This window comes from Hymenobacter sp. B1770, from assembly GCF_049896385.1.
In the GTDB taxonomy this organism is placed as follows: domain Bacteria; phylum Bacteroidota; class Bacteroidia; order Cytophagales; family Hymenobacteraceae; genus Hymenobacter.
Window position 1 is genome coordinate 658203 of record NZ_JAFCUF010000001.1, and the last position, 12641, is coordinate 670843.

Consider the following 12641-nt stretch of genomic DNA (forward strand, 5'->3'; position numbering starts at 1 on the left):
CGAGACGCAATTATGCGTTTCCACACCGTTCAAAACTGATTCTATTCCACTCTATGCCCCCAACTCCTACCGTTGACTTAAACTGCGACATGGGCGAAAGCTTTGGCGCCTGGACCATAGGCAACGACGCAGCCCTGATGCCTTTCATTACCTCCGCTAATATTGCCTGCGGTTTCCACGCCGGCGACCCGGCCGTGATGAAGCAAACCGTGCGCCTGGCCCTGCGCCACAAAGTGGCCATCGGCGCCCATCCCGGCTTGCCCGACCTGGTAGGATTTGGCCGGCGCGACATGGCCATTTCCGCCGAGGAGGCATTTGATATGACCGTGTACCAGCTTGGCGCCATCACGGCTGTCGTGCGGGCCGAAGGCGGGCAGCTCCACCACCTCAAGCCCCACGGCGCGCTCTACAACATGGCGGCCACCAACGCCGCCCTGGCCGAAGCCATCGCCGAAGCGGTGTACAAGGTGCAGCCCGAGCTCACGCTCTACGGGCTGGCTAACTCGGAACTGACCAAAGCCGGCGAGAAAATTGGCCTTAAAACTGCCCACGAAGTCTTCATCGACCGCACCTATCAGGCCAGCGGCACCCTCACGCCGCGTCGCCAGCCCGATGCCCTCATCACCAGCGCCGACGCGGCTATTGCCCAGGTGCTCCGCATGGTGCAGGAGGGCCGAGTGCATACCCAACAGGGCACCGATGTGGCCATTCGGGCCGATACCGTGTGCCTGCACGGCGATGGCGCCCACGCGCTGGAATTTGCCGAGCGCCTGCACGGGGCCCTGCGCCAAGCCTGCGTAACACTGCAAGCGGGCCACTTCGCCAGCTCCAAATGAGGCCGTTACCAAAAGCCCAGTGGTGGGGCGGGGCCAGCCTGGGAGCGGCTTTCCTCATGGCCAATTCGTCCATCGGGCCGGGATTCCTTACCCAGACCACGGTGTTCACCCAGCAACTGCTCACCAGCTTCGGGTTTGTGATTCTGGTATCGGTTATCCTAGACATTGGCGCGCAGCTCAACACCTGGCGCATTCTCACGGTGAGCGAGTTGCGGGCGCAAGATTTGTCCAACAAGATGTTGCCGGGCTTGGGGTACTTCCTGGCCGCAATGGTGATTCTGGGCGGTTTTGCATTTAATATCGGCAACTTAGCAGGCTGCGGCCTGGGCCTGAACGTGCTCACGGGCCTGTCATTCGAAACGGGCGCGATGATTAGCTGCGGGGTGGCGCTGCTGCTATTCTGGGTGCGGGAGTTTGGCAAGATGCTCGACAGCTTCGCCAAGGTTCTCGGCATGGGCATGATACTGCTCACGGTGGGGGTGGCCTTCAGCGCGCACCCGCCGGTGCTGCAGGCGCTGCACCACACGTTGCTGCCCACGCAAATCAGTGCGGCGGCCATCGTCACGATAGTAGGCGGCACGGTGGGCGGCTACATCACGTTTTCGGGCGCGCACCGGCTGCTCGATGCGGGCATTAAGGGGCCCGCGCAGCAGGGAGTGGTCACGCGCAGTGCCATCAGCGGCATTGTCATTTCTACCATCATGCGGTTTGTGCTGTTTCTGGCCATTGTGGGGGTGCTCAGGCAAGGAGCGGTACTCGACCCCAACAACCCGGCGGCGAGCGTGTTCCGGTCGGCGGCGGGCGAAATTGGCTTCCGCATTTTTGGAGTGATTCTTTGGAGCGCTGCCATTTCATCGGTGGTGGGCGCGGCCTATACTTCGGTGTCCTTTTTCAAGACTTTCCACCCGATTTTCGAGCGCTACGAGCGGGTGTGGATTTCGGCGTTTATCGTGCTTTCGACAGTGGTGTTCGTGCTGATAGGCAAGCCCACGCAACTGCTGGTTTTCGCCGGCGCGGTCAACGGCCTTATACTCCCAATAGCATTGGGCATAGTGCTGGTGGCAGCCACCAACCGGCAGCTAATGCAAGGGTACCAGCACCCGAAATGGATGCTAGCTGCCGGCTGGGTGGTAGTGCTGGTGATGGGCTGGCTGAGTGTGCCGGTGCTGGTGGATTTGCTGGGTGGGTTTTTGCGGTGAGGAATTATTAGCAGAAAGCCGGAACGTCATGCTGAGCTTGTCAAAGCATCTCTACCGCTTCGTTGCATTAGCTACTGATTACTATCGTTGCAGAGATGTTTCGGCTGCACTCAGCATAACGTTCCGGCTTTATTCAGACTCTCTACTCCAATGGAAGCCAACCCCTACCACCGCGAAACCCTGCTGCAGCAGCTCAACGCCGTACCCATCTGGGACCTGATTGTCATCGGCGGCGGGGCCACGGGGTTGGGGGTGGCCCTCGACGGCATCAGCCGCGGCTATAAAACCCTGCTGCTCGAGCAGGTCGATTTCGCCAAAGGCACCAGCAGCCGCAGTACCAAGCTAGTGCACGGCGGCGTGCGCTACCTCGCGCAGGGTGATGTTGGGTTGGTGCGCGAAGCATTGTATGAGCGGGGTCTTCTGCTAAAAAACGCCCCGCATCTGTGCCACAGCCAGTCGTTTATTATTCCCAACTATAATTGGTGGGGCGGCCCATTCTACACCCTTGGACTGAAGCTATACGACCTGCTGGCCGGGCGCCTAAGCCTCGGCCCTTCCGAGCACTTGAGCAAAGCCGAAACCCTGCGCCACCTACCCAACCTGCGCCCTGCTGGCCTGCGCGGTTGCGTTCGGTACTTCGACGGCCAGTTCGACGACGCCCGCCTGGCCGTGAACCTGGCCCAAACCTGCATTGACCACGGCGGCACAGCCCTCAACCATTGCGCCGTGCGGAGCTTGCTGAAAGATGCCGCCGGGCGCCTAAGCGGCGTGCGCGCCACCGACCACGAAACTGACCTTAGCTACGAGTTGCGCGCCAAAGCAATAGTCAACGCCACCGGCATCTTCGTTGATGAGGTTCGGCAGCTCGACGAGCCTAGCGCCCGGCCGCTGGTGCAGCCCAGCCAGGGCGTGCACTTGGTGCTGCCCGAAGTGTTTCTGCCCGGCACCGCCGCCCTCATGATTCCCAGCACCGAAGACGGCCGTGTGCTCTTTGCCGTGCCGTGGATGGGCCGCGTAGTGCTGGGTACCACCGATACTCCCGTGCCCACCGCGGCCCTGGAGCCCCAGGCACAACCGGAAGAAATTGATTTCCTGCTGCGTACTGCGGCCCGGTACCTCACCCGCGCCCCCACCCGCGCCGACGTACTCAGCATCTTCGTGGGCCTGCGTCCGCTGGCTGCCTCGGCCAACGGCAGCACTAAAACCAAAGAAATTTCGCGGAGCCATAAAATCGTGGCGTCGGCCAGTGGGCTCATCACCATCACCGGCGGCAAGTGGACCACGTACCGCCGCATGGGGCAAGATGCCGTCGACCAAGCCATTGCGCTGGCCCAACTCCCGCCTGCCCGCAGCCAGACCACGCATATGCCCATTTACGGAGCCGAGGCAACGCCAAGCCCTGCTTCGCCTTATCCCCCTCTGGCCCACTACGGCAGCGCCCGTGTTGCACTGGAGCAGCTTATCGCCGAGCGTCCAGCGCTTGGCGATAAGCTCGATGATACGCTGGATTTCCTGCAGGCCGAAGTTGTGTGGGCTGCGCGCCACGAACTGGCACGCACGGTCGAAGACGTGCTGGCGCGGCGCGTGCGCGTCCTGATTCTGGATGCTGCCGCGGCCATGCGCGCAGCTCCCACTGTGGCCGCCCTGCTAGCGCAGGAATTGGGCTTCGACGAGGCATGGCAGGCGCGGCAGGTGGCTGCGTTTGAGGTCGTAGCCTGCCAATATCTGCTCACAGCATGATTGAAGCAAGGCCAAGGCTCGTGCGCGCCCGAAACTTTCTGGGGCGCTAGATGCTTTAGCCGTTCGTACTTTTGTACCACACGCGGCCCCGCCGCCTATTAAACTATTAAGACAATGGCAGTTTATCCCGAATACATGGTGGCGCCCATCCGCCAAGACCTCACCGAGGTTGGTTTTGAGCAGCTGATGACCCCCGAAGAAGTAGAGTCGGCCCTCGCCTCAAACGAAGGCACCGTGCTGGTGGCCGTGAACTCGGTGTGCGGCTGTGCCGCCGCCAAGGCCCGTCCCGCCCTGAAAATGGCCCTGGCCAGCGCCGATAAAAAGCCCGGCAAGCTCGTGACCGTATTTGCCGGCATGGAAACCGAAGCCGTGGCCAAGATGCGCGAGCACCTCTTGCCCTATCCTCCCTCGTCGCCCTGCATCGCCTTGTTCAAAGACGGTGAACTGGTGCACATGATTGAGCGCTACCACATCGAAGGTTCCGACGCCATGCGCATCGTGAACAACCTGCAAGGGGCTTTCGAAGAGTATTGCTAAGCCCTCGGCGTAGTGTCGTAGATGGTCGCTCCGGTTTCGGAGCGACCATTTTTTTTGCCTCTTTCCGCTTTCTCCGCGGGCTTGGCCGTGGCAATGAGCAAGGCACCGCACGCCATAAGCGTGGCGCCGGCCATTACTTGCCACGTCAGCTTTTCTTTTAAAAATATCGCCGCCAGGACCACTGAAAAAACCAGTGCCACATTGGTTAACGGCGACACCCTCGACGCATCACCCATCGACAGCGCCCGAAACGACAGCAGCGAGGAAGCCGCCGTGAGCACGCCCGCCGCCAGCAGAAAGCCCCAGTCCCGGCGTTCAATCCTTCCAATATCTGGCAGCAGCCCCTGCCAGAGCACCGTGCCCCACGACACAATCAGGATAAGAACAGCCTGCACTGCAAATGCCAGGCTGGGCGGCACGTTCCGGACTCCAAATTTCGAGAGAGTAACAACGGTAGCAGACACCAGGGCTGCCATCAAGGCAAAGACTATCCACACAGGACCACAGATTTAACGGATTTCGACGGATTAAAACGGATTATTGTGGTTCCGCTTGCTTTGGAACAATGGTTTCAAACGCTTTTAGTTCAACCAACATTTTGTCATCAACGAAAAAGTCGGCCCCGTGGGAGCCGACTTTTTCGTTTTTCTAAAACCTAGACAATCCAACTTTTCGTTCGGCGCGCACGCTTTGCCGTCAAAGTTCATCAAATCTGCGGTCCTAGTTGGCCACTTCGCTAAGGAACTTGATTCGCACCAGCCGCAGCTCTTCCTCCGTGTAGTCATCGCCCATCTCTTTCATAGCCACCGCAATATTGTCGGTAGTAGCCGTCATGAAATAGTCGTAGATTTCTTCCTGCCGGTCTTCCTCTACCATCTCGTTGAGGTAGTAGCCGATGTTGAGGCGGGTGCCGGAGTAGCAGATGTGCTCAATCTCCTCCATCAACTCGCCCATGCCGATGCCCTTGGATGAGGCAATGTCTTCCAGCATCATCTTCTTGTCGATTTGCTGGATGATGTAAATCTTAATCTTCGAGCGGTTCACGGCCGACTTCACTACCACGTCTTCCGCGGTTTCAATGTCGTTGTCTTCCACATACTTTTTGATAGCGGCCACGAATGGCGCACCAAACTTCTGGGCTTTGCCCTGGCCGACGCCTGACACGTGCGTCAGGTCGTGCAGCGATGTAGGGTAGGTGGTGGCCATCTCCTTAAGGCTCGGGTCCTGGAAAAGGACGTAGGGCGGCAGGTTCTTCTGCTTAGCTACCTGCTTGCGCAGTTCCTTGAGCTGCACGAACAGAGCTTCGTCGTGCCCAGCGGCCTGCTGCACTTCCTCCTTTTCCTCGTCGGCCTTCTGCTCGGCGTCAAAATTGTGGTCCTTGGTGAGGGTGATGGGGCGCGGGTTCTCGATGAAATCGATGCCCTTGTCGTTGATGCGTACCAGTCCGATGCTGTCGATGTCCTTCTCTAAGAAGCCGTTCAGCAGGCACTGACGCAGCACCGAGTGCCAGAACTGCGCATCGCCCAGTGCTTTACCTTGCCCGTACACCGGTAGCGCGTTGTGGGCGTAGCTCTCAATGTGCGGGTTGCTCAGACCCAGTAGCACCTGCCCAATGTGGGTGAGGTTGAAGCGGGCTTCGGTTTGCACCACGGCGCGCAGGGCCAGGCCCACGGCCTCTTCGCCCTCAAACCGCTCCTTGGGGTGCTTGCAGTTGTCGCAGAAGCCACAGTCCTTCTCCAGCACCTCACCGAAGTAGTGCAGCAGCTGCCGGCGCCGGCACACCGACGACTCGGCATAGTTCGTCATCTCAGCCAGCAGCTGGTGGGCGTTGTCGCGCTCGGTCACTGGCTTGTCTTTACTAAACTTCTCTAGCTTCAGGATGTCGTCGTAGCTATAGAACATCAGGCAGTTGCCTTCTAGGCCGTCGCGGCCGCCGCGGCCGGTTTCCTGGTAATAGCCCTCGATGCTCTTGGGCGCGTCGTAGTGCACCACAAAGCGCACGTCGGGCTTGTCGATGCCCATACCGAAGGCGATGGTAGCCACAATCACATCGCACTCTTCATTCAGGAATGCGTCCTGGTTGTCGATGCGCACCTGCTGGTCGAGGCCGGCGTGATAAGGCCGGGCGCGCACGTCGTTCACGCGCAGCAGCTCGGCTATTTCTTCCACTTTCTTGCGGCTCAGGCAGTAGATGATGCCGGCCTTGCCCTTGTGCTGCTTCACGTACTGAATCAGCTGCTTTTTGGTGTTGTGCTTGGCGCGCACCTCGTAGTAAAGGTTGGTGCGGTTGAAGCTGGTTTTAAACACCGAGGCGTCGTCCATCTGCAGGTTCTTCTGGATGTCCAGCTGCACTTTGGGCGTGGCCGTGGCCGTGAGAGCAATAATGGGCACATTACCGCCCAGGTTATCAATGATGCCGCGAATCTTGCGGTACTCGGGCCGGAAGTCGTGGCCCCACTCCGAAATGCAGTGGGCCTCGTCAATCGCCACGAAGCTAATGGTTGACTTCAGCAGGAACTCAATGGTGTCGTCCTTAGTAAGACTTTCCGGGGCTACGTACAGCAGGCGGACGTCGCCGCTCATGACGTCTTTCTTCACCCGGTTCATCTCCGTTTTGGTCAGCGTCGAATTGTATACCTGGGCATTTACCCCAAAGGCGCCCAACTGGTCGACCTGGTTTTTCATCAGAGCGATGAGGGGCGAAATGACAATGGCTGTGCCCGGCACCACGAGGGCCGGCAGCTGGTAGCACAAACTTTTGCCTGCCCCGGTCGGCATTATGACAAAAGTATTATGGCCTGCCAGTACGTTTTGAATTACAGCCTCCTGCGTTCCTCGAAATTGGCCGTAGCCAAATACTTCTTTTAGTGTGTGTTTTAGGTCGGCAACGAGGGTTGGGGCTTCTTGTAGGGCAGCAGATGGCATGGGCGGGAGCTCAGATGATATACGTACGGACGCACGGTTCATTACGAAGATAAGCACGAGCCTACTTTTTCAGCGTAAAAAATGGTGTTTTTCGTGAATTGTGGAAAACAATTAAATCATATAAAAGCCCCTGCATTCTCGTGTTTTAGTAACCAGCACTGAATGAACCATTAAATTAGGATTCAACATAGAGGACAGCCATTAAATAGGCTGTCCCTCCGCTCTTACTTAAAGGCAATGGTTTGGCCGGCTTTTATGAGTTAGCTCCGCGCCCGGCTTAACTTCTATGCCCCAATTTTGTGGCAACCCACCTGCTCCGCTCATGCTTGCTTCCACCCATTCTGCTAATCCGCCTGCCGCTGCCGCCGAGGCATCGGCGGCTACTGATGTGCTGGCCATCGCCCGTCAGGTACTTCACGAGGAGGCCGCTGCCCTGCACGATGTGGCCAATGCCTTGGGAGCAACTCCCGATTTTGAGAATTGCGTGCAAGCCATCCTTCAGCTTAAAGGCCGGGTAGTGGTCACAGGCATTGGCAAGAGTGCGCATGTGGCGGGCAAAATCGTCGCCACGCTCAACAGCACCGGCACGCCCGCCCTATTCATGCACGCCGCCGATGCCATTCACGGCGACCTGGGCATGATTCAGCCGGAGGATTTTGTAGTGGCCATCAGCAAGAGCGGCGACACGCCCGAAATCAAAGTGCTAGTGCCGCTGCTGCGCCGCAAAGGCGTGCCGTTGGCTGCTCTGGTTAGCAACGCTGACTCTTACCTGGGCCAGCAGGCCAATTACATTCTGCACGCCCCCGTGCACAAAGAGGCCTGCCCCAACAACCTGGCCCCAACTACCAGCACTACCGCCGCCTTGGCCCTGGGCGACGCCCTGGCCGTGTGCCTGCTGGAAAGCCGCAAGTTTACCGCCGCTGACTTTGCCCGCCTGCACCCTGGTGGCACCCTCGGCAAGCGCCTCTATCTGAAAGTGGGCGACTTGAGCCGCCAAAACCAGCGCCCCCAGGTTCTGGTAGACGCCCCGCTCAAAGAGGTGCTGCTCGAAATATCGGGTAAGCGCCTCGGCGCCACCGCTGTGCTCGACGCCGCAGGCGCCCTGGCCGGCATCATTACCGATGGCGACCTGCGCCGCATGCTCGGCAGCTTCTCCGATTTAGAAAGCCTGCAGGCGCGCGACATCCTCACGCCCCGCCCCGCTACTATCGAAGTTGATGACTTTGCCGCCGAAGCCCTGGTCCGTATGCAGCAGCGCAACATCACGCAGCTGGTCGTGACGGAGCAAGGACAGTTTGCTGGCTTCATCCACCTGCACGATTTGCTCCGCGAAGGGTTGGTATAACGCCAGCCTTCGGTTGGCGTTTCGCCAAACCGACACAATTTCGTGGCCATCTACTTAATAGCTCACCAACAAATAGTTGGCATATACGATACCTTTGTTCCAATGAATTCTACTTATCTCATCGTTATGGCCGGCGGCATTGGCAGCCGGTTCTGGCCCTTTAGCCGCACCAACCACCCCAAGCAGTTCCATGACGTGCTGGGTGTTGGCCGCTCCATGCTCCAGGTTACCGTGGACCGTTTTGCCGGTGTGTGCCCACCCGAAAACGTGTTTGTGGTTACCAACCGTGGCTATACCGAACTGGTGCAGGAACACCTGCCTGCTTTGCCCGCCGACCAGATTCTCGGCGAGCCTATTGGCCGCAACACGGCGCCTTGCATTGCCTATGCCAGCTACCGTATTGCCCAACGCGACCCCAAGGCCATCATCATCGTCACCCCGGCCGACCACGCCGTGCTGCGCGAAGAGGAGTTCCGCCGGCTGATGAGCGTGGCCGTGGAAGCGGCCCGCACCAACGACGTGCTCATCACGCTTGGCATTCAGCCCTCGCGGCCCGATACGGGCTACGGCTACATACAGTACATGGACGAGCAGTCGTTGCCCGGTGGCCAGCTGCACAAGGTGAAAACTTTCACCGAGAAGCCCAATCTGGAACTGGCCCGCATGTTTGTGGAAAGCGGTGATTTCCTCTGGAATTCCGGCCTGTTCGTGTGGCGGGCCGATGTCATCATCGGAGCGTTTCATCAGTACCTCGGCGACATTGCCGAGGTCTTTGAAGAAGGCGCCGACAAACTCGGCACACCGCAGGAAGAAAACTTCATCAGCCAGGCGTATTCGCGGTGCCGCAACATCAGCATCGACTACGGGGTGATGGAAAAAGCCGATAACGTGTACGTTCTGCCCGCTGATTTTGGCTGGAGCGATGTGGGCACATGGGATTCGCTTCACCGCATCGGCCAGCAAGACGAGCACAATAACGTGGTAAGCGGCGACGTGCTGCTATACGACACCACGGGCTGCGTCATAAAAACCCCCTCCGAGCGCTTGGTAGTAGTACAGGGCCTAGAAGACTACATCGTAGCCGAGTATGACAACGTGCTGCTGATTTGCAAGCGCAGCGAAGAGCAACGGGTAAAGGAATTCGTGGCTGATGTAAAGGCTAGAAAGGGAGTGGGGTATAACTAATTTGCGATAACCACACCCGGCCCTTCTCCCATAAAGAGGGAAGCCTGGCAATACGGTACAAAAAAGCCCGCTTTAAAGCGGGCTTTTTTATTGAATTTTACCAGCGAATCCAGCGAAGAAATTGGTCGAATTTTTCAGCAACTATTTCAGGAGTGTATTCTCGATAAAACTCAGGCTGCTCATAAATTATCGGACGGGCATAGTACCGAAAGCAAAATGATTTCTTCTTCTGGTCAAAATCAATGGTTAGCTCCTCTGTACTTCCAACTCTTGATGCGTAAATGCTTATTTTTAAGGTAGCATGTGAAGTATAGGCAAACAGTCGCTCTGCCGCGCCTGACGAAATAATGTGTTGCGTTAGGGCTAGCATCTCGTGCCCCCAACCATAGCTGGTGAGGTCTTGGTAGAAAGCAGCGATGGACGCCCAAGGTTGCGCTTTGTTTTCACCGCGTGTATGCTCTCCATTGCTTGACACAATTAGCTATTTGCTACCCGCTGGCGCGCCACCTCAAACAGCATAATGCCCGCGGCCACGCTCACATTCAGCGACTGAATTTGGCCAGCCATGGGCACCTTCAGCTTCACATCGGCCAAGCGTAGCAGTTCCGGAGAAATGCCGTCTTCCTCCGAGCCCATGAGCACGGCCACCGGGCCAGTAAAGTCGACTTCGGTAGCGCCAACGGCTTCGTCGGCTTTTTCGGTACAGGCCACCACAGTCACGCCCGACTGCTGCAGAAACTTGATGGTTTCCTGCAGGTTGTTCTCGCGGCAAACTGGTAAGATGTTCAACGCACCGGCCGAAGTTTTCAGAGCGTCGCCGTTGATTTGGGCGGCGCCGCGGCCGGGAACCACAATGGCTTGCACGCCCAGGCACTCGGCGGTGCGGGCAATGGCGCCGAAATTGCGCACGTCGGTAATGCGGTCGAGCAGCAGCAGGAAGGGCACTTTTCCTTCCTCAAACAAACCGGACACGATGCCGTCGAGTGGGGCATAGTCGATAGGCGAAACGAAGGCTACTGCGCCCTGGTGGTTTTTGCGGGTAAGGCCGTCGAGCTTTTCGCCGGGCACCACCTGCACCGGGATGCCGGCGGCGCGGGCAGCGGTCGAAATATCAGAAACAAGGCTGTTCTTGGTGCCGCGCAGCAGGAAAATTTTCTCCAGTGTGCGGCCCGCGCTCAGCGCCTCCAGGATGGGGCGCAGGCCAAACAGCATGTCGATGCTGCGGTCGGCGGCGGGGCGGTTTTCGTAGCGGGGCCGGTCGGCTGAGTCGCTGCGCTCGCGATAGGGCGGGCGCGATTCGCCACGGTCGGAGCGACCGGTGCGGTCGCCGGCGGCTTCGTCGCGGTTGTCGCTGCCGCCGCGGCCCCGGGGGCGGGCAGGGCGGTCGTCAAATTCGCTGCCACCGCGGTCGGGGCGGAACTGCTTGGGGGTGACGGGACGGTTGGCGCCGTCGTAGAAGCGGCGGCCAGCTACCGGGCGCGCGGGGCGGTCGGGACGTTCGGGCCGGTCAGGGCGGTCGGTGGGGTTCTCCATTTTTCAACGGCGGCATACCAGAGCAGTTCGTACTCAGGTCGGCGCACCAATTCGTAGTAATCAGGTGCAAAGGTACTCGGTCGCGGGCGGAAGGTGTAGGTGATGGGACCGCCGTTCTGGCTACCTTCCGGATAAAACCAACGCTCTTCGCCATTATACAGGCGTCGGACGCTAGGCGGGGCTCCTAGCACAATATACAGCAGGCCCCTGTCGGTGAGCCAGCCGGCTTTGTGAGCAGCAAAAAGATGGTTGGCGGCTGTTACACGTCCGTAGTAGCGTCGGATGAGGTCCTTGCCCAAGGCTTGGTTGCCCTGGGCAATGTTGAGCCAGAATCTATCCACGGCCCGCTTGGGCTCGGGCGCATCGGTGAGGCGCTTGCGCTCCTGGCTGGTGGTGAGGTAGCGCAAGGGTTCAATCAGCTCGGCGGCTGTAGTGAGAGCCGGGTACTTATTTTCAGCTATCATTACAGCTAGCGTGCGTGAAGCGGTTCCGCCGTTTCCTCCCACCCGTAGTGCATACAGGCCGGCCTCGCCAAAGCGCAACGGCTCGCCGGGCCGGGTGGTAGCCGAATCCAGAATCGGCAGCACCCGCGGCCCAGCCGGCATAGCCGAAGGGTTGGTCATGGGCGGGAGTGCCGCAATCGGATTCACGGCGTAGCGCGCCCAACGCACAGGCTGGTAGAGGCCGTAGCTATCTACGCCAAAGGTTTCGCCGGCCTGCACGTAGCGCCGCATCAGGGGCTGACCTACTGAATCCGTTAGGACGAAGGGGCGGGACAGGTGGGCCTCGGTCAGGCGCAACCAAGCGGTGGTAGTGGGTTCCTGGTAATCGTCTTTGGCATCAATGGGCCCGGTGTGAAACTGGAGCACCGTGCCCGCAGGCACGCGGGCTGCAGCCAAACAAAAGCTCAGGCGCACCCCATCGGCTTCGGGGCGGGGGCGCTGCTGGCGCCGCGGTATGCTGTCCTGCCACAAGGGCTGCTTGGCTTCGTAGCTGGGCCAAGCCACCACATGCAATGGGTGGCCGGGGCCCAGGCGGGCGGGCGCAGGCAAACGCAGATAAACGCGCAAGCTGTCGCCCTCGCGGCGGGTGTCGACCTCCAGCCGCGGCCCCTCCCGATAAAGCCCGGCGTAATCAGGCCGGGCCGCTTGAGGAACGTATGCTTCCCGCGCTGCCATGGTAGCCAGCACCAGGCAGCTCATGGCCCCGAACCCAATAAGTCGTCTCATCGCCATAGTCGTTTGTGGGCAGGTATCCAAAGGGGTTCATCTTTTGGGAGGCACGCCCTATTGATTTCAAACGAAAGTTACCAGCAGCGGGTGTGTCAACGCGTGCATTTGT

The 12641-nt window shown here is 59.2% G+C and carries 11 protein-coding genes; 6 read left to right on the plus strand and 5 right to left on the minus strand.

What is annotated here, in order from left to right; all coding sequences use genetic code 11:
- Window positions 1-53: 53 nt before the first annotated feature.
- The 4 genes from ACP7AJ_RS02760 (at window position 54) to ACP7AJ_RS02775 (ending at window position 4312) form a co-directional block, all read left to right on the plus strand.
- Window positions 54-836, plus strand: a complete 783-nt coding sequence (locus tag ACP7AJ_RS02760; protein WP_426058649.1) for a LamB/YcsF family protein — start codon at window positions 54-56, stop codon at window positions 834-836.
- Window positions 833-2035, plus strand: a complete 1203-nt coding sequence (locus ACP7AJ_RS02765; RefSeq protein ID WP_426058650.1) for an NRAMP family divalent metal transporter — start codon at window positions 833-835, stop codon at window positions 2033-2035. Before ACP7AJ_RS02760 ends, ACP7AJ_RS02765 begins: the two co-directional genes overlap by 4 nt.
- Window positions 2036-2185: 150 nt before the next feature.
- Window positions 2186-3775, plus strand: coding sequence for a glycerol-3-phosphate dehydrogenase/oxidase (locus ACP7AJ_RS02770; protein ID WP_426058651.1), 1590 nt, complete (start codon window positions 2186-2188; stop codon window positions 3773-3775).
- A gap of 114 nt (window positions 3776-3889) precedes the next feature.
- Window positions 3890-4312, plus strand: a complete 423-nt coding sequence (locus tag ACP7AJ_RS02775) for a BrxA/BrxB family bacilliredoxin (RefSeq protein ID WP_426058652.1) — start codon at window positions 3890-3892, stop codon at window positions 4310-4312.
- On the opposite strand, the gene ACP7AJ_RS02780 is transcribed toward ACP7AJ_RS02775, so the two are convergent.
- Both ACP7AJ_RS02780 and recQ read right to left on the minus strand, forming a co-directional pair.
- Window positions 4309-4809, minus strand: a complete 501-nt coding sequence (locus ACP7AJ_RS02780; RefSeq protein ID WP_426058653.1) for an EamA family transporter — start codon at window positions 4807-4809, stop codon at window positions 4309-4311. The two genes, ACP7AJ_RS02775 and ACP7AJ_RS02780, sit on opposite strands and share 4 nt — an antisense overlap.
- A gap of 223 nt (window positions 4810-5032) precedes the next feature.
- Window positions 5033-7237, minus strand: a complete 2205-nt coding sequence (recQ, locus tag ACP7AJ_RS02785) for a DNA helicase RecQ (RefSeq protein ID WP_426058654.1) — start codon at window positions 7235-7237, stop codon at window positions 5033-5035.
- Window positions 7238-7559: 322 nt separating this feature from the next.
- Between recQ and ACP7AJ_RS02790 the strand changes: the two genes are divergently transcribed.
- Together ACP7AJ_RS02790 and ACP7AJ_RS02795 are read left to right on the plus strand one after the other, a co-directional pair.
- A complete protein-coding gene (locus tag ACP7AJ_RS02790) occupies window positions 7560-8582 on the plus strand; it encodes a KpsF/GutQ family sugar-phosphate isomerase (RefSeq protein ID WP_426058655.1) in 1023 nt (340 codons plus the stop codon).
- Between the two features lie 102 nt (window positions 8583-8684).
- Complete coding sequence (locus ACP7AJ_RS02795; RefSeq protein ID WP_426058656.1) at window positions 8685-9767, plus strand: mannose-1-phosphate guanylyltransferase; 1083 nt, start codon at window positions 8685-8687, stop codon at window positions 9765-9767.
- Window positions 9768-9864: 97 nt separating this feature from the next.
- Here ACP7AJ_RS02795 and ACP7AJ_RS02800 read toward each other — a convergent pair whose 3' ends face one another.
- Genes ACP7AJ_RS02800 through ACP7AJ_RS02810 form a run of 3 tightly spaced genes read right to left on the minus strand, consistent with a single transcriptional unit; the run spans window position 9865 to window position 12529 of the window.
- Window positions 9865-10242: a hypothetical protein gene (locus ACP7AJ_RS02800; RefSeq protein ID WP_426058657.1), complete on the minus strand. Its 378-nt coding sequence runs from the start codon at window positions 10240-10242 to the stop codon at window positions 9865-9867.
- A gap of 2 nt (window positions 10243-10244) precedes the next feature.
- The gene (rlmB, locus tag ACP7AJ_RS02805) at window positions 10245-11300 is read right to left on the minus strand and encodes a 23S rRNA (guanosine(2251)-2'-O)-methyltransferase RlmB (protein ID WP_426058658.1); all 1056 of its coding nucleotides are present in this window, start codon (window positions 11298-11300) and stop codon (window positions 10245-10247) included.
- Window positions 11237-12529, minus strand: a complete 1293-nt coding sequence (locus ACP7AJ_RS02810) for a GWxTD domain-containing protein (protein ID WP_426058659.1) — start codon at window positions 12527-12529, stop codon at window positions 11237-11239. The genes rlmB and ACP7AJ_RS02810 overlap by 64 nt, the downstream gene beginning before the upstream one ends.
- Window positions 12530-12641 lie beyond the last annotated feature (112 nt).